This is a genomic window from Proteus sp. PR00224 (genome assembly GCF_016238105.1).
GTDB lineage: Bacteria > Pseudomonadota > Gammaproteobacteria > Enterobacterales > Enterobacteriaceae > Proteus.
This window is the reverse complement of the sequence record NZ_JAEHQU010000005.1, coordinates 64,321-88,175: the sequence shown is the minus strand read 5'-3', so window position 1 is coordinate 88,175 and position 23,855 is coordinate 64,321. Positions and strand designations below refer to the sequence as shown.

At 40.0% G+C, this 23,855-nt stretch carries 17 protein-coding genes and 1 riboswitch; of the genes, 9 read left to right on the top strand and 8 right to left on the bottom strand.

Features of this window, described 5'->3' with window-relative positions; translation table 11 throughout:
- Nucleotides 1-32 precede the first annotated feature (32 nt).
- Nucleotides 33-2,405, bottom strand: a complete 2,373-nt coding sequence (gene lptD, locus JEP71_RS10520; RefSeq protein ID WP_198620958.1) for an LPS assembly protein LptD — start codon at nt 2,403-2,405, stop codon at nt 33-35.
- Between the two features lie 430 nt (nt 2,406-2,835).
- Between lptD and djlA the strand changes: the two genes are divergently transcribed.
- On the top strand, nt 2,836-3,636 hold the full coding sequence (gene djlA / locus JEP71_RS10515; protein ID WP_023582748.1) for a co-chaperone DjlA: 801 nt from the start codon (nt 2,836-2,838) through the stop codon (nt 3,634-3,636).
- A 243-nt stretch (nt 3,637-3,879) separates the two neighbouring features.
- Here djlA and rluA read toward each other — a convergent pair whose 3' ends face one another.
- From rluA to thiB, 6 genes are all read right to left on the bottom strand, one after another.
- Complete coding sequence (rluA, locus tag JEP71_RS10510; protein ID WP_072064290.1) at nt 3,880-4,533, bottom strand: bifunctional tRNA pseudouridine(32) synthase/23S rRNA pseudouridine(746) synthase RluA; 654 nt, start codon at nt 4,531-4,533, stop codon at nt 3,880-3,882.
- 55 nt (nt 4,534-4,588) lie between these two features.
- Nucleotides 4,589-7,492, bottom strand: a complete 2,904-nt coding sequence (gene rapA, locus JEP71_RS10505) for an RNA polymerase-associated protein RapA (RefSeq protein WP_198626202.1) — start codon at nt 7,490-7,492, stop codon at nt 4,589-4,591.
- A 185-nt stretch (nt 7,493-7,677) separates the two neighbouring features.
- A complete protein-coding gene (locus JEP71_RS10500; protein ID WP_198626201.1) occupies nt 7,678-10,032 on the bottom strand; it encodes a DNA polymerase II in 2,355 nt (784 codons plus the stop codon).
- 88 nt (nt 10,033-10,120) lie between these two features.
- Nucleotides 10,121-10,822, bottom strand: a complete 702-nt coding sequence (gene thiQ / locus JEP71_RS10495; RefSeq protein WP_198626200.1) for a thiamine ABC transporter ATP-binding protein ThiQ — start codon at nt 10,820-10,822, stop codon at nt 10,121-10,123.
- Nucleotides 10,815-12,395, bottom strand: coding sequence for a thiamine/thiamine pyrophosphate ABC transporter permease ThiP (gene thiP, locus JEP71_RS10490; protein WP_198626199.1), 1,581 nt, complete (start codon nt 12,393-12,395; stop codon nt 10,815-10,817). Before thiP ends, thiQ begins: the two co-directional genes overlap by 8 nt.
- Nucleotides 12,395-13,357: a thiamine ABC transporter substrate binding subunit gene (thiB, locus tag JEP71_RS10485; RefSeq protein ID WP_198626244.1), complete on the bottom strand. Its 963-nt coding sequence runs from the start codon at nt 13,355-13,357 to the stop codon at nt 12,395-12,397. The genes thiP and thiB overlap by 1 nt, the downstream gene beginning before the upstream one ends.
- 115 nt (nt 13,358-13,472) lie before the next feature.
- Nucleotides 13,473-13,564, bottom strand: a riboswitch (TPP riboswitch).
- 112 nt (nt 13,565-13,676) lie between these two features.
- Between thiB and rppH the strand changes: the two genes are divergently transcribed.
- The 7 genes from rppH to JEP71_RS10450 all read left to right on the top strand — a co-directional run bounded on the left by rppH (nt 13,677) and on the right by JEP71_RS10450 (nt 20,117).
- A complete protein-coding gene (gene rppH / locus JEP71_RS10480) occupies nt 13,677-14,207 on the top strand; it encodes an RNA pyrophosphohydrolase (protein ID WP_036934096.1) in 531 nt (176 codons plus the stop codon).
- An 8-nt stretch (nt 14,208-14,215) separates the two neighbouring features.
- Nucleotides 14,216-16,462, top strand: a complete 2,247-nt coding sequence (gene ptsP / locus JEP71_RS10475; protein WP_196532776.1) for a phosphoenolpyruvate--protein phosphotransferase — start codon at nt 14,216-14,218, stop codon at nt 16,460-16,462.
- A gap of 79 nt (nt 16,463-16,541) precedes the next feature.
- Nucleotides 16,542-17,432: a prolipoprotein diacylglyceryl transferase gene (gene lgt / locus JEP71_RS10470; RefSeq protein WP_109373089.1), complete on the top strand. Its 891-nt coding sequence runs from the start codon at nt 16,542-16,544 to the stop codon at nt 17,430-17,432.
- 46 nt (nt 17,433-17,478) lie between these two features.
- Nucleotides 17,479-18,330, top strand: a complete 852-nt coding sequence (locus JEP71_RS10465) for a thymidylate synthase (protein ID WP_198626198.1) — start codon at nt 17,479-17,481, stop codon at nt 18,328-18,330.
- Between the two features lie 181 nt (nt 18,331-18,511).
- Nucleotides 18,512-19,021 carry a potassium:proton antiporter gene (locus JEP71_RS10460; protein ID WP_232797586.1) on the top strand — a complete coding sequence of 170 codons (510 nt, stop codon included), beginning with the start codon at nt 18,512-18,514 and terminating at the stop codon, nt 19,019-19,021.
- Nucleotides 19,015-19,659 carry a prepilin peptidase-dependent protein gene (locus JEP71_RS10455; RefSeq protein WP_198626197.1) on the top strand — a complete coding sequence of 215 codons (645 nt, stop codon included), beginning with the start codon at nt 19,015-19,017 and terminating at the stop codon, nt 19,657-19,659. The genes JEP71_RS10460 and JEP71_RS10455 overlap by 7 nt, the downstream gene beginning before the upstream one ends.
- Nucleotides 19,656-20,117: a DUF2509 family protein gene (locus tag JEP71_RS10450; RefSeq protein WP_198620951.1), complete on the top strand. Its 462-nt coding sequence runs from the start codon at nt 19,656-19,658 to the stop codon at nt 20,115-20,117. The genes JEP71_RS10455 and JEP71_RS10450 overlap by 4 nt, the downstream gene beginning before the upstream one ends.
- Nucleotides 20,118-20,204: 87 nt before the next feature.
- Here the strand turns inward: JEP71_RS10450 and JEP71_RS17660 are convergent, their stop codons facing one another.
- The gene (locus JEP71_RS17660) at nt 20,205-20,327 is read right to left on the bottom strand and encodes a hypothetical protein (RefSeq protein WP_269812639.1); all 123 of its coding nucleotides are present in this window, start codon (nt 20,325-20,327) and stop codon (nt 20,205-20,207) included.
- 134 nt (nt 20,328-20,461) lie between these two features.
- Between JEP71_RS17660 and recC the strand changes: the two genes are divergently transcribed.
- Nucleotides 20,462-23,845: an exodeoxyribonuclease V subunit gamma gene (gene recC / locus JEP71_RS10445; protein ID WP_198626196.1), complete on the top strand. Its 3,384-nt coding sequence runs from the start codon at nt 20,462-20,464 to the stop codon at nt 23,843-23,845.
- The last annotated feature ends 10 nt before the right edge of the window (nt 23,846-23,855 follow it).

Below are 23,855 nucleotides of genomic sequence, written 5' to 3'. Positions count from 1 at the left end.
ATTTATTCAGCCAATTCCGTAGTCTGATTAAATCAGAATGCTCTTTGATAAGGTAAGATACCGCGTTCAAGCATTTTCTGGCTACCCAAACTATGATTGTTACTTAGGCCTCTGAGTTCCACATTGACAGACCATTTATTATCAATATCGCTGTGGTCAACTTTCCAGCCAACAATTTTCCGTTCATAACCCACATTCACAGCCCAGCAACAGGTGTTGTATTGTAGACCAACCATTTGGCTAACAGGCTCTGATTCTTTGGTATCAAAGTAATAAGCACCCACAAGTCCCCAACGCTCTGCTAATGGCCAGCTTCCTACGACACCGACTTGTGAAATACCTTTTTGGTATTCAGGAAGTTTATTAATACCACCATCATAAGGGCGAACACGCGTGGCTTGGATATAGTCACGATCAACATAACGATAGCTTAACTGTAGAAGATGATCGCTATCTGCGCGATATTCCATAATCGCATCGCCCATTGAGACGCTACCTAAGCGACGGTCATATTGTAAACCACCACGCATACCTACAGTATCTGTGATCCGCCAGTAGGCATCACCCGCCCATACCATTGAACCTGTTTCATCTTTGCTATTAATAATCTCATTACCAATAGAAGAAGGACCTGTTCTTGGACGCTCAAAGAAGTAGATTTGACCTACAGAAACGTTAAAACGTTCAACTAATTCGCTATCATAAAAACGCGAAGTTACACCCGTGGTTAATTGGTTTGCAGAAGCAATGCGGTCTAAACCACCATACATTCTATCGCGGAAAAGTCCGCCATAGTTTGATTGTAATAATGCGGAGTCAAAGTTATTGATATTAGACTGATCTTTATAAGGAACATAAAGATATTGCACACGAGGTTCGAGGGTTTGAGTAATATCATTGGTTTGATATTGGCGCTCGAAAACCACTTTCATATCAGATTTAAACTGTGGCAATACACGATTAACGCTGTCATCTAATTGGTTAGGATATCTTTTCTTATAAGCCTCAGGAATGTCCTGATCGTAATGAGTTGCCATCACTTTCAGTTCATTATTAAAGCTTGCCCAACCTGTTGATGCAGGCAGTGAGATCGTTGGCTCAATATGGAAACGATTTGCTTCAGGGGTGTTATCTCCCACACTGGTAAAGCGAACAAATTGAGCGTAAGTACGGAAATCAAACGGCCCGATATCATTCTTATAATAATTGAGATCAAGTTGTGGCTCTGCACGATAAGCCCTTGCATCTTTATTATCAGAGAAGACTTGGAACTGTTTGGTTGTTAATGTGGCATTCCAGTTCTGTTGCGCATAACCCGTACTAAATTTCTGAGTTGCATAACCATCTGTGGTGTTACCATATTGAGAGGTGAAATCAGTGAAGTACTTGTTATCACTTACTTTTGTGTAATCGATATTAAATCGCCACACATTGTTCATGACGCCACTATGTCCCCAGTAGAATAACCAACGTGTTGCAGAATCACGAGGAAGATAGCCAGCTTTATTTTCTTCTTTATCTTTATTGTATTGGCTATCGTGATTAATCCAATCAACGGCAATCGTACCGCTACCTGGAGTCGTTAAATAACGGAATTCATTATCTAATTTTAAACCACGACGGCTGATATAGTTAGTCGTAATGGTCGCATCATAATTAGGAGCTATATTCCAATAATAAGGGAGTTGGAAATCAAATCCAGAGCTACGGGAATAGCTTCCGTTAGGAATTAAGAAACCAGAACGGCGTTTATCACCAATTGGTAATTGAAGATAAGGGCTATAAAAAATAGGCACATTGGCGACACGAAAACGCGCATTCCAAATTTCAGCGACTTGTTCTTCACGGTCTAAAATAACCTCTGAGCCAACAACGCTCCAGCTATCATCTCCTGGTAAACAAGAGGTGAACATGCCTTTATCCATAATGGTATAGCGGTTTTCGCCACGCATTTGCATTTTATCTGCGTAACCACGGCCTTGACGGCCAACCATTTGGTAATCACCTTGCTCAATATCCGTATCTTTATTATTAAGATTAGACCAAGCACGCGGGCCTTTTAAGATGATTTGAGGATCATCATAAGACACATTTCCCGTTGCTGTGACCATTCTTAATGGTGTTTCTCCCTCAGTCTGTGTCAGTTCAACACTGTCGGCACTTAAGGTTTGGTTTCCCTGTTTAATATCAACATCACCTTTATATTTGACCATGCGAGGATATTCACCTTGCATATCATTTGCAGTGATGGTGACGGGCAAGCTGTTAGGATCGCCTTGTACTAATGGTTTGTTATAAACAGGAACTCCCAGTAAACATTGGGAGGCAAGATCAGCATAAGCAGGCTGACCGTATATTGTGGCCCAAACTAGGGTGGCCAGCAGTGTGGGATAACTTTTTTTCATAAGTATTTATGTGCTTCCGTCATCAGTGGCTTCGTGCTGATAAACAGCGAGAAACTAACGCAGGGAGTTATGCGACACCAGCCCAACGTTCTGAACATTGTTCTAACGGTAACCGAAAAATAGGCGTATGCCTCATTTTTTCGATGTTTCTGTGTTGAAATAGGGTTATAGCCTTATTAGAAACAAAAAAACACCGCGCTGATGCGGTATTTCGTGCTGTATAACAACGCTAAAGTTATTCGTTTGGTCACTCATTTTACTTTAACACAATTTAAACGAAAACAGCATTACCTCTGTCCAAAGAGAAACAGTAAATCTCTTCATTTTAAGAAAAAGTCTATTTAGAGGTTGCTTGGTGTTAGGTGTGCAAGCAAATGAATAGTATGATAATGCAAAATTGCAGTCAGAGCATTGAAGATTTGAGGAGTCTATGCGCTATTGGGGAAAATTATTAGGCCTTACCATTGGTAGTTTTGCAGGAATAGGCTTTTGGGGCATTGTTATTGGTGTTTTTCTTGGGCACCTCTATGACATGCAACGAAGTAAATTAGGAAGTGGTGGGCGCTATACGCGTGATAGACAAGCTTTTTTCTTTGCCGCAACCTTTCAAGTTTTAGGCCATCTGACAAAATCAAAAGGGCGAGTGACTCAAACCGATATCTCTCTTGCCAGCGAATTAATGGATCGCATGAATCTGCATGGTGTTGGTCGCCAAGCCGCGCAACAAGCTTTTAGAGAAGGCAAATCACCCGATTTTCCATTAAGAGCCACATTGCAACGTGTTCGGCAAATTTGTGTTGGGCGCCGTGACTTACTTCAGATGTTTCTGGAAATCCAATTACAAGCTGCTTTTGCAGATGGTCAACTGCATCCAAATGAAAGAAAAATGTTGTTTATCATTATCGATGAGCTAGGTTTTTCTCGTGCGCATTTTGAACATATATTAGCAATGATGCAGGCTGGTCAGAATTTTCATTATCAAAATGGACAGGGTTATCAGCCCCAACCTCAAGGTCCAACGCTCTCTGATGCGTGTAAGGTACTTGGCGTCGATGAGAATGATGATGTTAAAACCATAAAAAGAGCTTATAGAAAATTGATGGGAGAACATCATCCGGATAAACTTGTAGCGAAAGGTTTACCGCCAGAAATGATGGAAATCGCAAAACAAAAAGCACAGTCTATACAAGTTGCTTACGATTTGATTAAAAAAGAAAAAGGATTTCGTTAACATCTTGTAAAAGAAGATGAGAAAAGAGAGAATTATTCCGTGATAGAGATAACTTAGACTGAGTTGAGTTTATTATTTATCACGGTAAAATATAAGTGAAATTTAATTATTTCATTCTCTCTTCTCTTAAAAAAGGAACTATATCCATGTCAAACGTCCGTGTTCTTGTTGGGGTTATGGGATTAGCGCTTTGCCTGCTCCTTGCTTCATTGAGTTCAGTGACTGTTTTAGTGTCATAAGACACTAAAAATCGGCAAGGCATTCAAAATGTATCGGGGATCGAAAAGCAGGATGCGTAATAAATAATTCCTGAGCATGTAACTGCAGGCGAGGCGCCATCGCTCTTGCCTGTGGGTGTGCATAAAAGCGATCCCCAAGAATTGGATGCCCCAACGCTAGCATATGTACCCGCAATTGATGTGAACGCCCAGTAATTGGTGAGAGTTTCACTCTTGTCGCATTCTCTTCATATTCCAACACTTCATAAAAAGTTTGCGCCGCTTTCCCTGTTTCATGACAGACTTTTTGTTTTGGTCGATTAGGCCAATCACAAATCAAAGGTAAATCAACCAAACCCTCTTCTTTTTCGATATGTCCCCAAACGCGTGCGATATAGGTTTTTTTGGGTTCACGTTCACGAAATTGACGCTTTAGTTCACGCTCTGCTTCTTTATTTAGTGCAACAACAATAACGCCACTGGTTGCCATATCAAGGCGATGCACACATTCAGCATTAGGAAATTCAGCTTTAATGCGCGACATAATACTGTCGTTATGCTCTGGCGCTTTGCCCGGTACTGACAGTAATCCGCTGGGTTTATTGACGGCAATAATATGCTCATCTTGATATAAAACATGTAACCAAGGATCTGTCGGCGGGTTATACACTTCCATCATGGTGGATATCTCATCAAAACAACGGGGAGTAAAATACTCCCCGCTTTAACGGTGATTATTGGTGGGTAACAACAATGAGGCGAATTGAATCTAAACGCCACGTTGCTTCATCTAAATGGTTAAGAATATGAGCACGTTCATTTTCAATTGCTTCGACTTCATCATCACGAATATTTGGGTTTACCGCACGTAAAGCTTCTAAGCGCGACAATTCATGAGTCAGCACGCGATCCGCTTCTTCTTTCGCTTTTTGGATAAGTCCTTTCGCTTCAACTTCCATTAATGGTTCAGAAGCTTTAAGTACATGGTGGACTTCACTTTGTACCGCATTGACCAGTTTGCTCGAAGTATGACGATTAACCGCATTTAATTGGCGATTAAAGCTTTCAAACTCAACTTGAGATGCAAGATTATTACCTTTCAGATCAAGTAATAAGCGAACTGGTGTTGCCGGTAAGAAACGACTTAAGTGAAGATGTTTAGGCGCTTGCGCTTCGACCACATAAATCAGTTCCACTAACAGCGTTCCCACTGGCAATGCTTTATTTTTTAGTAAAGAAACGGCACAACTTCCTGTATCGCCAGACAAAATTAAATCTAAGCCATTACGGATAATTGGGTGTTCCCAACTAATAAATTGGGTATCTTCACGAGATAATGCTTGCTCTCTATCAAATGTGATGGTGCAACCATCTTGCGGTAATCCTGGGAAATCAGGCACTAACATATGATCGGATGGCGTTAAAATAATTAAGCTATCACTGCGATCTTCTTGATTAATACCGACGATATCAAATAAGTTTAGTGCAAAGTTCACTAACTCAGGATCGTTATCTTGCGCTGCAATCTCACCTGCTAATTCAACACCAACTTCACCACCGTTAGAATGCATTTCTAATAGGCGGTCGCGGCCTTGCTCAAGTTTGAGCTTCATTTCATCATGCTGTTTACGGCAAGCAGCGATAAACTCGTCAAAGTCCGCTAATTCATTAGGTTGCGCAAGGTAATTGACGAGAGCATCATATTTGCTGTCATAAATAGTACGACCTGTTGGACAAGTATGCTCAAAGGCATCTAAGCCTTCGTGATACCAACGCAATAATACGGATTGAGCCGTACCTTCAAGATAAGGAATGCTAATATCAATGTCGCGATTTTGACCAATTCGATCGAGGCGACCAATACGTTGTTCTAGTAAATCAGGGTTAAATGGCAGATCAAACATAACCAGTTGATTAGCAAACTGGAAGTTACGTCCTTCAGAGCCGATTTCTGAACATAGTAGAACTTGCGCGCCTTCTTCTTCAGACGCGAAATAAGCAGCTGCACGGTCGCGTTCAAGTAATGACATACCTTCGTGGAAGACTGCCGCGCGAATACCTTCACGCTCACGTAAAACTTGTTCTAATTGCAGTGCGGTTGCTGCTTGAGCACAAATTACCAGTACTTTTTCATTACGATTTGCAGTTAAGAAACCCAGTAACCATTCAACACGAGGGTCAAAGTTCCACCATGTTGCATTTTCACCTTCGAATTCTTGGTAAATACGTTCAGGGTAGAGCATCTCTTTTGCACGAACTTCGAGGTTCTTTTTCGCTGCCATAATTTCAGCCACTTTAATTGCGGTTTGATATTGTGTTGGCAGTGGCATTTTTATCGCGTGAAGTAAGCGATTCGGGAAACCTTTAACACCAGAACGAGTGTTACGGAATAACAAACGACCTGTTCCGTGTCTGTCCATTAGCATATGGATAAGTTCTTGGCGGGATTTAGTACGTTCTTCACCTTGGGTATTTGCCGCTTTCAGTAATGGCTCAACATCTTGCTCGCTGATCATTTCACTGATGATATTTTGTTGTTCGGTATTTAAATCATCTTCTGATAGCAAAATAGTGACAGCATCAGCAACAGGGCGATATTTTTGTTGCTCATTAATAAATTCGTTGTAGTCATGGAAACGGCTTGGATCAAGCAGACGTAAACGGGCAAAGTGGCTTTCTTGACCTAATTGCTCAGGGGTTGCGGTTAATAGCAATACCGAAGGAATAGATTCAGCTAATTCTTCAATTACTTGATATTCACGGCTTGGAGCATCTTCACTCCAAACAAGGTGATGAGCTTCATCGACAACTAACATATCCCATGTTGCTTCAACCAAGTGTTCAAAACGTTGTTTGTTTTTACGCACAAAATCTAAAGAGCAGATGATCATCTGTTCTGTTTCAAATGGATTATCGCTATCTAATAAAGATTCGCTATAACGGCTATCATCAAACAGTGAGAAACGGAGGTTGAAACGGCGTAACATTTCAACTAACCACTGATGTTGTAAGCTTTCAGGCACAATAATCAACACGCGCTCAGCACGACCATCCATTAATTGTTGATGGATAATCATACCAGCTTCAATCGTTTTACCTAAACCCACTTCATCAGCTAATAATACACGAGGGTTATGACGTTTACCCACTTCATTGGCGATATAAAGCTGATGAGGAATAAGGCTTGCGCGGATACCACGTAAACCACTTTGTGCTTGCTTAAACTGCTCGCTCATAAACTTACGAGCGCGGTAGCGTAATGCAAAGCGATCCATACGGTCGATTTGACCTGCAAAAAGGCGATCTTGAGGCTTATTAAAAGTGAGTTTGTTATCTAAGAACACTTCACGTAATTGTGCAGGCTCTTCAGTGTCTAAACGTACACCCTGATAGATAAGTAGGCCGTTATCTTCTACAACGTTATCGATGGCGAGTTTCCAGCCTTCGTGACTGGTGACGGTATCCCCTGCATTGAACATCACCCGCGTTATTGGTGCATCATGACGGGAGTAAAGGCGGTTTTCGCCACAGGCAGGAAAAAGTAAGGTAACCATGCGGGCATCAATTGCCACAACAGTACCCAGTCCAAGCTCGCTTTCAGTATCGCTAATCCAACGTTGACCAAGAGTAAAAGGCATATATATAAACTCAGCTCTCAAATATATAATTTAGGAATTATTAATGAATGCAGTATTGCGGTGTTGTCATTAAAATCTGCGGGATAAAAAGTGCTTGTTCCTTGAACAAAGAAAAGCTAATTATCACCAAAGGGGCGTTATGTTAATAGATGCAAAGCAAACCGTCACCTGCAAAATGACACAACTTAAAATGAGAGTGTCATTTGCCCATTTAACAAGGTTGAAAAATCATCTTGTATAAAAGGTAGGATTGCATCTGCGATAGGCATTAATTGCTTATTGATATAGTGCTCATAATCAGGTGCAGTGGTAATGTGCTCTAATGGCTCAGGCCCCAAGAGGGTAATTATATAACTAATCCAACCGCCTTGCTGATATTGTTGAGGTCTATTTTGGGATAAATTATATTCATCCGCCTTACGTGCTGCTTTGACGTGAGGGGGGACGTGGTGCTGATATTCTGATAATTTTCGACGTAATCTTTTACGATACACTAATCTCTCATCATATTTTCCCGCAAGCGTATCCGCAACATAATCACGAATGAACTGCTGATAAGGTTGCTGATGAAAAATGCGTGTATAAAGCTCTTGTTGAAATTTTTGAGCAAGGGGAGTCCAATCTGTTCTGACGGTTTCTAATCCTTTAAATACCATTTTATCATTGCTGAGTCCGGCGTAGCGTTTCTTGCTACCCGTTTCCATACCTCGGATGGTAGGCATTAAAAAGCGGCGGTAATGGGTTTCGTATTCTAGTTCTAATTTGCAATCTAGTTGGTAGTTTTCAAAGAGATGTGTTTTCCACCATTGATTTACCTCTTGTACTAATTGATACCCAATCTGTTGTGCTTGTTGTTCTGTGTGAGGTGACTTCAGCCAAACAAAGGTTGAATCCGTATCGCCATAAATAACTTGATAACCTTTGGCCTCAATTAATTCTCGTGTTTTTTTCATAATTTCATGACCTCGTAGCGTAATGGAAGACGCTAAACGAGGATCAAAAAAGCGACAACCCACAGAGCCTAAAACACCATAAAAAGCATTCATAATGATTTTGAGCGCTTGAGAGAGCGGGGCATTTTTATGTAATTTGGCATTATCTCTTTCATGCCAAATTTGCGACACAATAGCGGGTAAACAGTGCAGTTCTCGTGAAAATCGTGCTTGGCGAAATCCAGGAATAGAAAACTTTTCGTCAGGTTGGTGCATTCCTTCAATCATTCCTACTGGATCGATTAAAAAAGTACGAATAATAGAGGGATAAAGGCTTTTGTAATCAAGCACAACAACAGAATCATATAAGCCGGGAGCAGAATCCATCACAAAGCCACCGGGGCTATGCTCTTCAGGTTTTTCACCTTGATTAGGCGCAACATATCCAATGCGATGCATTGAGGGTAAGTAGAGGTGAGTAAAAGCCGCGACAGAGCCACCGCTTCTATCAACTGAAAGCCCTGTAACACAGGCTCTTTCTAATAAGAATGCCATAAGAGATGTCGCATCAAAGATACGGTTCACTAAGACACAATCTTGCCAATTATAATAAGCCAGTGCAGGTTTATCTTCTTTAAAGCGCCGATTAATTTCATCCATTCTGGCATAAGGTGTATCGATGGCTTTACCTTCACCTAACAGTGTTTGAGCAACCGATTCTAGGCTAAAAGAGGGAAAATTCCACGTCGCCATTTTCAATGCTTCAATGCCATCGATAATTAAACGACCTTGAGCCGATGCAAAAAAATGTCCTTTTTTAAATCCATGCTCACGCCATTCTAACGGGCTATTTTGACGACCTAATAATAAACTGACGCCATACCGTTGGGCATGCGTGTACAAAATACGTAGATCGAATTGAATTAAATTCCAACCAATAATGGCATCGGGATCATAGTGTTGTATCCATTCATTTAGCTTTTCAATTAAACGTAATCGGCTACTGACATAACATAAACGATAGCCTTGAAATTGTTGGCTTTCACACTCTGCGGGCAACTCATCAGTAAGCATAAACACCACATTATCGCCACAACCTGCAAGCCCAATGGAGTAAAGTTCACCAAACTCACTGGTTTCAATATCCAAAGACACGGTTCGAAGCGTTGGGCGATAATCAGGAGCGGGTTTTAATGTAGCAATATTATTTTGTTGATAACGAAACCAGACTGGTGCGGTGATAAAGCGCTCCATCATATAACGTTCATGTGGGCGGATATCCGCTTCATAAAGTCGGATGTGATGCTCTTTAAGTTGTTGCTCAAGTTGAACAAGTTGGCGGTATTGTTTGCAATAAACACCAAAAACGGGCTGTCTTTCGAAATCTTTTAACTCGAGGGGGCGAATTTCAATATCAGGATTTTTATTAACGAGTGAGCGTAAAACAGTTTCATATTGACGGGCAACAAAACCGATAGCACGTTGCATAGGAACAGTCACTTTATGCGGACCATGATCTGTCGCCAGCCAATAAGAGACGACAATACCTTTTGGTGTGTCGCTCCAGTGGCGAGTAAGAATAAAACCTTGTTCCGTATGACCAATCATGAGCACCCAATAAACACAAATAATTTACTAAATATGTGTTTATTATAGTCAATATAGTGGTTATTTATACAGTTAATTTTAGCTAAGATTAATTAAACGGAATACCTAAAATAAGTGATTGATCCACTTTACCATTTATTAGTGATTGTGTATTTCCATCATACACAATCATACCGTTATCAATCACAATCGCTCTTGAGGCGATTTTTGCAGCATCTTCTAAACTATGCGAAACCATCAATAAGGTTAACGTCTTCTCACCACAAAGTTGCTCAAGTAGTGCCAGCATTTCAATGCGTAAAGCGGGATCTAATGCAGAAAAAGGCTCATCGAGTAATAAAATCGGTTGTTCACGTACCAAGCAGCGTGCAATTGCGACACGTTGACGCTGCCCCCCCGATAATTGGGATGGTAAGCGTTCAAGATATTCACTGAGAGCCACTTGTTTAGCGCGATCTTCTAATAGTGCTTTTTGCGCATCAGTCAGTTTTAAACTGGGATTTAACCCTAAACCAATATTCTGTCTGACAGTTAAATGTGGAAATAAGTTATTATCTTGAAATAACATGGAGATAGGACGTTTAGCAGGGACGGTTTTAGTATGGTTTTCACCATTGAGAAAAAGGCTTCCTTTTTCTGACGGTAAAAAACCCGCAATTAAACTGAGTAATGTACTTTTTCCAGCGCCACTGGGGCCTAACACAGCGATACGCTCTCCCGTATTAACGGTTAAATTAAATAAGAGATGTTGGTGTTCATAGGTGTAAGAAAGGTGCTCTAATTTAATCATGAGATTTTCCTGCCAATCGTTCTATTAGGCTAAAAAGAGTGAAGCAAAGTAGCAATAAGATCATGGCGGTCACGGCACCATCTTGAGTGTGATAAGCACCAATTTGCTGATAAAGATAGAAAGGTAAGGTTCTAAAGGTTTCATTACCAAAAAGAGCCACAATACCGAAATCCCCAATAGAAATCACACAAGCAAAAGCAAGGGCTTGTGAAATTGGTTTTTTTAATGCGCGTAATTCTATCCAACGGAGTCGATTTATACCTTGTAAATTGAGCGACTGACACAAAAGACCATAACGTGAAGCGATGTCATTCATTGGATTTTCAAGTACTTTTAATGCATACGGAATAGCAATTAATGCGTTGGTTAAAATGACTAAAACATACGGTGATTCGGGTAATCCAATCGTATTGTTGAATAGAAGGAAAAAGCCTGTTGCCAACACAATCCCCGGCATCGCCAGAATAATCAAACCACTCATTTCCATGGCTTGTCCTGCTTTTTTAAAGTGCCGTAAGCGAAGTTCTCGGCTACTCCATAGCAACATCATCGTTAATACAACACAAACAATACCTGCACCAACCGCAATAATCAGTGAGGTAGTAAACGCCTGCCAAAGTACAGGTTGTTGTATGACACGTATAAATTGACTGTTAAGACCGTCCGTTATTACCGCTAGAATTGGCGGTACTAAAAAGAGGATCGCAAGAGTGATCACTAAACCATCGATTATTTTGCTAAAGATAGGATCATAGGGATCACGCCAATGTAGCTTTTGACTGCTTCCCACAAAAAGGGTGCCTTTTAGCTTTTGGCTAATAAGCACTAAACCTAAACAACAAAAAAGCTGGATCAACGCTAACAGTGCAGCGCGATGTAAATCGTAGTCATAGCTTAACGCTTGATAAATCGCGAGTTCAACAGTCGTTGCCGCAGGACCTCCGCCTAATGCCAATACAGTGGCAAAGCTTGCAAAGCAGAGCATAAAAATGAGTGATGCCGTGGGCAGAATTTGACGCCACAAATAGGGAAATTCAAGAAAACGAAAACGTTGCCAGCCATTCATGCCAAGCTGTGAGGCTAATTGGCGTTGTTCTGACGAAATACTTTCGAGTGCTTGTAATAGCATTCGGGTTGCTAACGGCATATTGAAAAAAATATGAGCTAATAGAATGCCTTGCAAACCATAAGGGGTAAATTGGTAGTCGATCCCTAGCCATTCACAAATTTGAGCAATCCATCCCACTCTGCCATAAATCGTTAAAATACCAAAAAGTGCAACTAGAACAGGTAACACAAGACTCATGGCACATAGGCGTAAAAACAGTGTTCGTCCTTTAAATTGGCGTCGATAGAGTGCTTTGGCGAGCCAAATAGCAGGTAATATCGAAAACAGCGCAGATAAAAAGGCTTGCCAAAAAGTAAAGCGGACAACATGCCATAAATATTCATCAGCAAAAATTGAGGTCAGCTCACCACTTGGTGCGTTAAACCACAATGCGCCAAATGACAATAACGCCACAATAAGCAGTAAACCCGAGGCACATAGTCCCGGGATAAGCCATCTTCCCATTAGCGACTAACCGCAGATTGCCAATTACGAGTCCATGTTTGGCGCTCTTTTGCGACAACATCTGCATCGAATTGCAATGATTTTTCGGGTTTAGTCATCACGGAATAGACGTCAGGTAATGGAATATCAATAACAGGATACATCCAATTGGTTGTAGGAATAGTTTCTTGGAAAGCAGGGGTGAGCATAAATTGCATAAATTGTTGCGCTAATTCAGGTTGTTTGCTCGATTTCAATTTTGCCGCGACTTCGACTTGTAAGTAATGTCCTTCATCGAAAATTGCCGCTGCATAGTTATCTTTTTTATCCGCTAAAATGTGATAACCCGGAGATGATGTGTAACTAAGCACAAAATCACCTTCACCTTTTAAGAATAAGCCATAAGACTCACTCCAACCTTTAGTCACTGTCAGCGTTTTCTCTGACAATTTTTTCCATTCAGAGGCCGTATTTTCAGGATAAAGTGACTGCATCCATAGCATTAAACCCAAACCCGGTGTGCTGGTGCGAGGATCTTGATACAAAATCTTCCACTTTTCTTTGCTATTTAGCAGTTCAGCCATACTTTTGGGCGGATTAGCAATGCGGTTTTTATCATAGATAAAAGCAAAATAACCGTAGTCATAAGGCACAAAGGTATCATCAGCCCATTTTTCAGGTAGGGTGAGTTTTGATGTATCGATATGACTTGGTGCGAAAAGTCCCGTTTCTTTTGCTGCGTGGATCAGATTGTTATCCAAACCCAAAATAATATCAGCCTTACTCTTATCACCTTCCATACGTAAGCGATTAAGCAGAGAAACACCATCAGAAAGGGCAACAAGTTTTAATTCGCAATCACATTGTTGTTCAAACGCTTTTTTTATTGCAGGCCCTGGCCCCCAATCTGCGGTAAATGAATCATAAGTGTAAACAGTCAGTGTGGTTTTTTGTGCTAAGGCTTGAGTTGAAAAAGTGCTCATAATGCCTAGAGCGCCCAGAAGGAAAGTAAAGCGAAGCGATTTAGTTAACACGTTTAGTTCCTCAGTAAAAGTCAGGTAGGATCTGAGGAGTGAGGATGGCAAATCAATGAATATTGCAACATCCTGACTCAAATCCCTACGCCAGTATTAGCTGGATCAGGTTCCACGAGTTTTTCTCAGCCTAAAAAGGCACCCCGTTGAGACTTTCCCATTGTAGATAAATACGCGCGTCGTGCAAAGTCTGTTGATAGAGGTTTACCGTTTGTGGGTAGTATGAAACAATGAGTTATCTTTCAAATTTGGTTATTGAGGTAGTCTAGTGATCGATGATGATGGCTACCGCCCGAATGTAGGGATTGTAATTTGTAATCGGCAAGGGCAAGTGCTTTGGGCTCGTCGCTATGGGCAACATTCATGGCAGTTTCCTCAAGGGGGAATTAATCCTGGAGAATCGCCAGAGCAGGCAATGTACCGAGAGTTGTTCGAAGAAGTTGGGTTAAGTCGCAAGGATGTTAAAATTCTTGCCTCCACACGTAACTGGTTACGTTACAAGTTACCGAAGCGTTTGGTGCGTTGGGACACAAAACCTGTTTGTATTGGACAAAAACAGCGTTGGTTCCTCTTGCAGTTAACAAGTAATGATAAAGACATTAATGTTCAACAAAGCAAAACGCCAGAATTTGATGGCTGGCGTTGGGTGAGTTACTGGTATCCTGTTAGACAAGTCGTCTCTTTTAAACGCGATGTTTATCGACGTGTAATGAAAGAGTTCGCACCCGTAGTCATGCCGTTGCAAGAACAAGTGTCTTTACCTCGTCCATCGTATGGATATCGGCGTAAAAGGTATTAGATAACACTATGCTGACACGTTTGCGAGAAATTGTAGAAAAAGTGGCTATGGCAGCGGGGCTTCCAGAAGCGCTTGAACTCTTAGTCAAGGAAACGTGTCAGGCAATGCACACGGATGTGTGTTCTATTTATCTTGCCGATAAACAACGTAGTTGTTTTTATCTTATGGCGACCAAAGGGTTAAAAAAACCCAGAGGGAGAGCCGTTAGCCTCTCATTTGATGAAGGCGTTGTTGGTGAAGTGGGGCGTCTTTCAGAGCTCATCAACCTCGCTGATATTCGCGAGCATCCTAGCTTTAAATACCTTCCTCAAGTTAAAGAAGATGATCTCCGTGCTTTTCTCGGTGTACCTATTGTCTATCGTCGCCAACTCCTTGGTGTATTAGTCGTTCAGCAAAAAGAGCGTCGCTTATTTAATGAAAGCGAAGAATCTTTTATGGTGACACTGGCGACACAATTAGGTGCAACGTTATCGCAAGTACAAACTAAAGGGCTTTTTGGACAATATCGTCAAAGCCGTATTAAAGCACTTTCGGTTTCGACGGGGGTGGTGATGGCATATGGCTGGCAAGAAGTCGCTCAGCCAATCCTTGAAAATGTATTTAAAGCCAGTGCACTTGATATAAAAGCAGAGCTAAATCGACTCACTGTTGCTTTAGAAGATGCGACAGCAGAATGTCGCCGTTTTAGTAAGCGTTTTATGGCGAATGCACAAAAAGAGAGTGCGGCCATTTTTGATCTCTACTCGCATTTACTTAATGATCCACAGCTTAAACATAAAATGACCGCGATAATCACACAAGGTTATGTCGCAGAATGGGCAGTTAAAGTGGTGGTTGAGAAAGTATCAGCACAATTTTCCAGCCTGAAAGACGGTTATATGCGAGAAAGAGCGTCTGATCTTAAAGCATTAGGACAGCGTTTATTATTCCATTTAGATGATGATCTAAGCTCAACCAATATTTGGCCAGAGCGTTTTATTTTGGTCGCTGATGAATTAAGTGCCAGTTTATTGGCGGAGTTACCAGAGCAACAACTTGCTGGTGTCATTGTTCGAGATGGCGCAACTCACTCACATTCTGCCATTCTTGTTAGAGCGATGGGAATACCTGCGATTATGGGAGCAGATATTCAACCTGAGCTGTTACATAATCGCATGCTTATTCTTGATGGTTATCGTGGTGAAATATTTATTGAGCCAGAGCCTTTTATTACTCAAGAATATAAACAAATTATTGATGAAGAGAGTGTATTAAGCCAAATTGCAGAAGATCAACTTGAACAGCAAGCGGTTTTAAAAAATGGTGAAGCAGTTAGCGTTCAATTGAATGCGGGATTAAATATAAAATATGAGCAACGCATTAGTGTGGGAATAGATGGTGTGGGTTTATATCGCACCGAAATTCCTTTTATGTTGCAAAGTGGTTTTCCCTCTGAAGATGAACAAAAAAACCGTTATCGTGAAATTCTCTCTTTTTTTCCAGATAAACCCGTTGTATTGCGCGCTTTAGACATTGGTGCTGATAAGCAACTTCCTTATATGCCAATTAATGAGGAAAATCCCTGCTTAGGTTGGAGAGGAATAAGAATATTGCTCGATCAACCTGAAATCTTCCTTATTCAGCTACGTGCAATGCTAAAAGCAAATCTCGAATTTAAAAATTTGAAAATATTGTTGCCGATGGTGACAAGTCTTGATGAAATCGACGAAGCAAGAACATTGCTGCTACGAGCATGTGATGAAGTTAGTCGAGAAATAAAGTGTGAGTGTGTTCCACCACCGTTAGGCATCATGCTTGAAGTTCCTTCGTTGGTGTTTATGCTGTCACAATTAGCCAATCGGGTTGATTTTATCTCTGTTGGAACAAACGATTTGACTCAGTATTTACTTGCTGTCGATCGTAATAATACCCATGTAGCATCACTCTATGATAATTTGCATCCTGCGTTATTGCGTTCACTGAATTTGATTGCAACACAATGCCAATATTATCAGTTGCCAGTGAGTGTTTGTGGTGAAATGGCAGGTACGCCAATAGGGGCATTGCTGTTAATAGGGCTCGGTTTTAGGCAGTTAAGCATGAGTGGTCGTAGTTTACCTAGGGTAAAATACTTATTGCGCCATCTTGATCCTGTGATGTTACAGCCTTTTATGCAACAGGTGTTGCAAGCTGAAACCACAACAGAAATCAAAAAATTGTCTTCTGAATTTATGGAACGGCAAGGATTAGGTGGATTAATTCGCGGAGGTATCTAGCAGACCTTCGTATAAGCCTTTTCTGTGTTGGTAATAAATAACCAGCACAGAAATTATTGATTAAGTGAAGTAGGGAATAATGAGTATAAGCTACCTTAAATTTCCAGAGATTGATCCCGTTATGTTCTCTATCGGGCCTGTGTCACTACACTGGTACGGTATGATGTATTTAGTTGGGTTTGTCTTTGCCTTATGGCTTGCAAATCGCCGAGCTGCAAAACCGAATAGTGGTTGGAATAAAAATGAAGTTGAAACATTACTTTATGTCGGTTTTGTGGGGGTATTTATCGGTGGTCGTTTAGGTTATGTTTTATTTTATAACCTACCTGTCTTTTTAAATGATCCTCTTTACCTCTTTAAAGTGTGGGATGGCGGAATGTCGTTCCATGGCGGTTTAATTGGGGTCATTTGTGCCATGATTTGGTTTGCTAAACGCACTAAACGTAAATTTTTCCAAGTGGCAGACTTTGTTGCACCGTTAATTCCATTTGGATTAGGGCTAGGCCGTATTGGTAACTTTATCAATGGCGAATTATGGGGACGTGTCACATTAGATACGCCTTGGGCGTTCTTATTCCCAACCTCGCGTTCTGCGGATCTCCAGCTTGTTGCTCAAGATCCAACAACGTTACTGCCTATTATTCAAGAATATGGTGTTTTACCTCGTCATCCCTCTCAGCTTTATGAAATGCTGTTAGAAGGCGTGGTGTTATTTATTATTCTGAATATTTTTGTGCGTAAAAGTCGTCCTGTCGGAAGTGTGTCGGGTCTATTCCTGATTGGTTATGGCGCATTCCGTATTATTGTTGAATTCTTCCGTCAACCAGACGCACAACTAGGATTATTTGGTGGTGTGAGTATGGGGCAAATACTTTCAATTCCAATGATTCTGTTGGGTATTATTTTTATGGTATGGGCTTATCGTCAAGATAAAAAAACGGCACAAAACCCAACATCTGCTCACAAATAGTGTGAGATAAATTTTTTATTATTAGCTAATTAACAAGAGAGACAACATGAAGCAGTATCTGGCATTGTGTCAACGCATTATCGATGAAGGGCAATGGATTGATAATAAACGGACAGGAACCCGTTGTTTAACGGTGATTAATGCCGATCTGGAATATGATGTTGCGAATAACCAATTTCCGCTGATAACAACACGAAAAAGTTTTTATAAAGCGGCCATTGCAGAACTGTTAGGGTATTTACGTGGCTATGACAATGCCGCTCAATTTCGTGAAATTGGTTGCAATACATGGAATGCCAATGCAAATGAAAATGGTGCATGGTTAAATAACCCTCATCGTAAAGGCGAAGACGATATGGGGCGTGTTTATGGCGTTCAAGGACGTCAATGGCAACGCCCTGATGGTTCTCATTTTGATCAATTACGTAAAGTGGTAGATGACCTGACTAAAGGTATCGATGATCGTGGTGAAATCGTAACGTTCTATAATCCGGGTGAAACGGAACTGGGTTGTTTACGCCCTTGTATGCATACGCATACCTTTTCACTTGTGGGTGATACGCTTTATTTAACCTCTTATCAGCGCAGTTGTGATGTGCCGCTAGGTTTGAATTTCAACCAAATTCAGTGCTTTGTTTTATTGGCGCTGGTGGCTCAAATTACAGGGCATAAGCCGGGTAAAGCATTTCATAAGATAATCAATGCACATATCTATGAAAATCAATTACCTCTAATGCGTGATGTGCAGTTAAAAAGAGAGCCATTACCGTTACCAACATTACATATCAATCCAAAAATCAAAACGTTGGAAGATATTGAAACTTGGGTAACAACGGATGATTTTACTGTTGAAGGTTATCAATGCCATGAAGCAATAAAATATCCATTTACAGTTTAGTTTATTCCTTGCTTTAAAGGCCTCTGTTTAGCAATAAACAGGGGCTTTTTTCATTTTTACCCTTATTTTGTATTTATTCTGAAAATACGGTTATTGCGTTGTTGTTCGAAAAAAACACTTTCCTTTATTTACCTTTAAATGTTTTGTCTGCATTCTCGCAGTAGGTTAAAAGGAGAAATAAATGAACAATAACATGGATATAAGCCTAAGTAGGGCACATCAGCAAGAGGGCGAATTTGGTATAAGCTTACTTGAAATATTGGTTGTGATGATGATAGTTTCTATTTTAAGCTATTTATCAATTCCTGCTTATCAGCATTTTACTTACCAGCGTCAGTTACTGCATAGCGTGCGTGAAACCATTGCTTTTCTTTCTTATCAGCAACAACAAGCTCTATTATTTAATGTAAGAATTAAAATTACGCTTTTGTTATCACCAAATAATAAAATAATTGCGACTCCTCTTCATTCTCGCCATTTATCAGAGCAACAAGATATTTTTCAATTAGCTTCAGGCATTCAACTTAAGCAATCAACAGTTTCAAACTTTACGTTTGGTGGAATTCGTCAAACGTTAAAACCCATGAGCTTTGTTCTTCACAGTGTAGAAGGCGAAGTGAAAATTATTATTTCATCATTAGGCAGAATAAGAGCATGTAGTCAGAGCATGAAGGCATTTCCATCATGTTGAAACGATCTGGAATTTCATTTTCGTCTGGCATGATGTTGATGGAATGCCTTTTTGCTATCGCGATAAGTGGGGTTTTATTTCTATGTATCAGTCGGGCTTATCCTCAAATAATGAACACACTGATCTATTCTTACCAACAATACCAGTTAGATATTTTTTTAAGAGAACGGTTATTGGTGTTAGAAGCACAATTAAGACGCACAGGGTATTGTTATGACAGTTGTGTTAATACGTTGAAGCCAAACGGCTTGGCTGAGTCTTCTTTAAAGATAGGACAATACCCCCTTCAAGAGAAAAACTCCTGCGTTATTTTTGCTTACGACATAAACAGCAATGGCAAATGGGAACCGCCTTCTTCAAAAGAGAGTGATTATTTTGGATACCGTCTTAAAAATGGACAACTAGAACAACGAAGAGGAGTCAAAGATTGCGCCTCTTCAGGATGGCAACGTTTTTTTGAGAGTAATGAAATTGAGGTGACTGAATTTACTTTGCGTTCTTATTCAAAGCCCCATTTAATAAAAGGGATGTCTCTTTTTTATCTTTCAGTTTCTTTAAAATTTCATTTAAAACAAAATCATAAAGTGAAGTCGCATTATCAAAATATCATGCGTTTAAGGAATGTGACCTTGTTATGAATACCGATTTTACATATAGAAAAGATGAACAGGGGTTTGCAAGTTTATTGATGGTAATGGGTTTTGTTGTGATGAGTTTATCTGTACTTGGAAACTTTGCTTATCATTACAGGCAGTCTCAACAAATAGTGATGCAAGAGTTACAAGCACGACAGGCTTTTTTATTTGCTGAATCTGCATTGCAGTGGGGGATTGCACTTAATTGGGATCTTTCATCAACTCGATTAAATAAATGGCAATGTCATACTTTTCATGCAAATCCTAAAATAAAAAGCTGCCTACTTTTGCTCTCTCTAGATAAGGGCTTACTTCAAGGACAAGCAGAAAGCTTAAAAGGTTATAAAATATATCATTACCAATGGGTTAGTATCTTAAAGGATAAAAATAGAACAATAACTATTCATCCAAGCGGATGGCTAGATTATTGCCCATTAGTGCATAAGGAGTGTGTGTTATAGATAATATTCAAAATAAATCAGAAAGTGGCTCTATATTACTTAATACAATGTTTATATTGCTGTTTTTTAATATTAGTTTTGTCGCTATTATAGCGTATAGTCAATCATTAAAAGCTGATTTTCAGCAGCTAATTCAAATTCAGCAGTCAGGGCAGGAACTTTTTGTTTTATTTGAACAAATGTCTGATAAATCACCTGATTATTTCGCATCTAACCCCAAAATAATGACACGCTCACTTTTACAGTCTGAAGGTTGTCAGCAAATAGAAGGTTATGTTGCCAATAATGTATTACCCGAAATAAGGCTGTATTACTGGTCATGCTATTAATAAGATGAGGATCTGATGTTTCATATATATCACTCAAATCAGTTGTCATTACTAAAGTCACTTATGGTGCACTTTATGCAGACCAGGCCACTTTCTTCTCCTTTTGAACAAGAAGTGATCCTTGTACAAAGCCCTGGAATGTCTCAATGGTTGCAAATCCAGCTTGCCGAAAGCTTGGGTATTGCTGCTAATATCCGTTATCCATTACCAGCAACCTTTATTTGGGAAATGTTTACTCGGGTGTTATCAGGTATACCTAAAGAAAGCGCTTTTTCTAAAGATGCGATGACATGGAAATTAATGGCATTACTTCCTGAATTTTTGCCTAATGAAGAATTTAAACCCTTACTGCATTACCTTGATGATGATGAAGATAAACGTAAACTTCACCAGTTAGCAGGACGTGTAGCTGACTTATTTGACCAATATTTAGTTTATCGTTCAGATTGGTTAGCTTCGTGGGAAAATGATGAGTTAATCGAAGGGTTGAGTGAAAATCAACGCTGGCAAAAAATATTGTGGGTAGCATTACAGCAATACACAAAAGATCTTAATCAGCCTCAATGGCACCGTTCTAACCTTTATCAGCAATTTATTTCGACTTTAAATAATGCAAAAGAAGGGGAGCTTCAACACTGTTTTCCACCTCGTATTTTTATTTGTGGGATTTCGGCTCTACCTCAAGTTTATTTGCAGGCATTACAAGCGATAGGGCGTCATACTGAGATCTATTTACTCTTTACTAATCCTTGCCGTTACTATTGGGGAGATATTCAAGATCCTAAATTTCTCTCTCGTCTTAATAGCAGAAAGCCACGCCATTATAAGCAATTGCATGAATCGCCTTGGTTTAAAGATGAAAAAAATGCTTCTTCGTTATTTAATGATGAGGGCGAGCAAAACATCGGTAATCCGTTATTAGCATCATGGGGAAAACTAGGTAAAGATAATCTTTATTTCCTCTCTGAACTTGAATATACCGATGTGTTAGATGCGTTTGTTGAGATCCCAAGAGATAATTTACTCCATCAATTACAAGCAGATATTCTTGATTTAGAAGATTTTTCGCAATTAGGTACAACACTTGAAACTTATGAGTGTAGTGAAAATAAACGAGTGATTTCACCAGATGATCACTCACTGACTTTCCATGCAAGCCATAGCCCACAGCGCGAAGTCGAAGTACTGCAAGACCAATTACTGCATTTATTAGAACAAGATCCTGAATTGTTACCGCGCGATATTATTGTGATGGTTGCGGATATCGATAGCTATACACCTTATATTCAAGCAGTGTTTGGTAATGCATCTTCAGAACGTTATCTTCCTTTTGCTATTTCAGATAGAAAAGCGCGTCAAGCGCACCCTGTATTACAGGCTTTTATTACGTTGCTAGAACTTCCTCAAAGTCGTTTTACCGCTGAACAAGTGTTGGCACTGCTTGAAGTCCCTGCTTTAGCAGGGCATTTTTCTATTTTTGAAAATGAACTAAAACTACTACGTCGTTGGGTTGATGAGTCAGGCATACGCTGGGGATTAGATGATGAGAATGTGGCTTCATTCTTATTGCCAATCACGGGCAAAAATACATGGGAGTTTGGCTTACTGCGCATGTTGCTTGGTTATGCGATGGAAAGTGAAAATGGTCCTTGGAAAGGTGTGCTTCCTTATGATGAATCCAGTGGATTAGTTGCGGAGCTTGCAGGGCATCTCGCTGATTTTCTTTATACATTAAGTGATTGGCGTACACGTTTAAGTGAAACTCGTTCATTAGAATCATGGCTAGAAGTTGGACAACAATTAGTTGATGCCTTTTTTGAGTCTGATGAGGAAACGGAATTAGTTTTAGTGCTTATTATCCAACAATGGCAAAAAGTGATTGAAAATGGATTGAAAGCGCAATATCAAAATGAAATTCCGCTGGTCCTTATTCGGGATGAATTAACAGTACGGTTCGATGATGAAAAAATTAGTCAGCGTTTTTTAGCTGGCAGCATTAATTTCTGTACACTAATGCCTATGCGCTCCATTCCCTTTAAAGCAGTGTGTTTATTAGGTATGAACGATGGTATTTATCCTCGTAATATTCAGCCGTTAGGATTTGATTTAATGGCGGAAAAACGCCGTCGTGGTGATAGAAAACGTCGTGATGATGACCGCTATTTATTCCTTGAAGCGCTTAGCTCAGCTGAAAAATACCTTTATATCAGCTATATCGGAAAATCGATACGTGACGATCGAGAATGCAATCCATCAGTTTTAATCAAAGAGTTACAAGATTATATTGGGCAAAATTTCCGTTTACCGGAGGATGATGAACTCAATGTCGATGACAGTGCGGCTCGTATAAATCAGCATCTATTAACACAACATAGCCGTGTTCCTTTTGCTCAAGAAAATTTCCAAATAGGCGCTTTCTTTCGTTCTTATACCTCTGAATGGCTGCCTGCTGCCAGTGGGCAGGGAATGGTTCATCAAACTTTTACCGAGCCACTAAACGATGATGACACAATAGATCAAGTCTCTGTTGATGCGCTTGCACGTTTTTATCGTCATCCTATTCGTGCATTCTTCCAACAAAGATTAAAAATAAACTTTGTTATTGAAGAAACAGAATTACCCGAAGAAGAGCCATTTGTGATAAATGCTCTTCAACGTTATCTATTGAATCAATGGTTATTAAAAGCATTGATTGATCAAACTTCAACAGAAGCTTTGTTTGAGCGTATCAAAGCAGCAGGTCAACTTCCTGCAAGTGCATTTGGTCAAATTTATTGGGAGCAGCAAATAGAAGAGTTACTTCCTTTAGCTGAAAAGATAAGAAGTGAACGATTAGCTACACATTCTGTCACATTAGAGCAAAGCTTTAGTGCAATGCCATTGATTGGTCGTTTAAATGAGGTACAAGCTGATGGTTTATTACGTTGGCGACCTGCCAGCTTAACCGCTAATGACTTATTGCAGCTGTGGATTGAGCACCTAGTTTATTGTTTGAAACAGGGAACGGGTGAGAGTCGGTTTTACGGCAGAAAAGAGACTCAATGGTGTTTATTACCAGTTGATCCTGAATTTGCCTATTCAACGTTAGACAAGTTAATCAGTGACTATAAACAAGGGTTAAACAGCCCATTAGCGCTATTTGCGAAAAGTGGCTGGGCTTGGTTACAAGCTTGCTATGATAAAAAATCACAAGAGTTTTTACTTGATGATGAAGAGACACTTGAGAAAGCAGAATTAGTACTGATGCAACATTTAACGGATAGCTATAATCGAGATGGTGAAATGAGTGATATGTATGTTCAGCGTGCTTTCTCTCAATTAGACGAGCCTTTTTTACAAACGGTCAAACAGACGGCATTAACAATATTTAAACCAATAATTCCATTTCTGAAAAAATAAGGGAGCTCAT

Bases quoted from the DNA above. Each gene is read 5' to 3' on its own strand.
- lptD (WP_198620958.1), bottom strand. From the start codon at position 2,405: ATGAAAAAAAGTTATCCCACACTGCTGGCCACCCTAGTTTGGGCCACA.
- djlA (WP_023582748.1), top strand. From the start codon at position 2,836: ATGCGCTATTGGGGAAAATTATTAGGCCTTACCATTGGTAGTTTTGCA.
- rluA (WP_072064290.1), bottom strand. From the start codon at position 4,533: ATGATGGAAGTGTATAACCCGCCGACAGATCCTTGGTTACATGTTTTA.
- rapA (WP_198626202.1), bottom strand. From the start codon at position 7,492: ATGCCTTTTACTCTTGGTCAACGTTGGATTAGCGATACTGAAAGCGAG.
- JEP71_RS10500 (WP_198626201.1), bottom strand. From the start codon at position 10,032: ATGATTGGTCATACGGAACAAGGTTTTATTCTTACTCGCCACTGGAGC.
- thiQ (WP_198626200.1), bottom strand. From the start codon at position 10,822: ATGATTAAATTAGAGCACCTTTCTTACACCTATGAACACCAACATCTC.
- thiP (WP_198626199.1), bottom strand. From the start codon at position 12,395: ATGGGAAGATGGCTTATCCCGGGACTATGTGCCTCGGGTTTACTGCTT.
- thiB (WP_198626244.1), bottom strand. From the start codon at position 13,357: ATGAGCACTTTTTCAACTCAAGCCTTAGCACAAAAAACCACACTGACT.
- ptsP (WP_196532776.1), top strand. From the start codon at position 14,216: ATGCTGACACGTTTGCGAGAAATTGTAGAAAAAGTGGCTATGGCAGCG.
- lgt (WP_109373089.1), top strand. From the start codon at position 16,542: ATGAGTATAAGCTACCTTAAATTTCCAGAGATTGATCCCGTTATGTTC.
- JEP71_RS10465 (WP_198626198.1), top strand. From the start codon at position 17,479: ATGAAGCAGTATCTGGCATTGTGTCAACGCATTATCGATGAAGGGCAA.
- JEP71_RS10460 (WP_232797586.1), top strand. From the start codon at position 18,512: ATGAACAATAACATGGATATAAGCCTAAGTAGGGCACATCAGCAAGAG.
- JEP71_RS10455 (WP_198626197.1), top strand. From the start codon at position 19,015: ATGTTGAAACGATCTGGAATTTCATTTTCGTCTGGCATGATGTTGATG.
- JEP71_RS10450 (WP_198620951.1), top strand. From the start codon at position 19,656: ATGAATACCGATTTTACATATAGAAAAGATGAACAGGGGTTTGCAAGT.
- JEP71_RS17660 (WP_269812639.1), bottom strand. From the start codon at position 20,327: ATGCGAAATAATCAGGTGATTTATCAGACATTTGTTCAAATAAAACAA.
- recC (WP_198626196.1), top strand. From the start codon at position 20,462: ATGTTTCATATATATCACTCAAATCAGTTGTCATTACTAAAGTCACTT.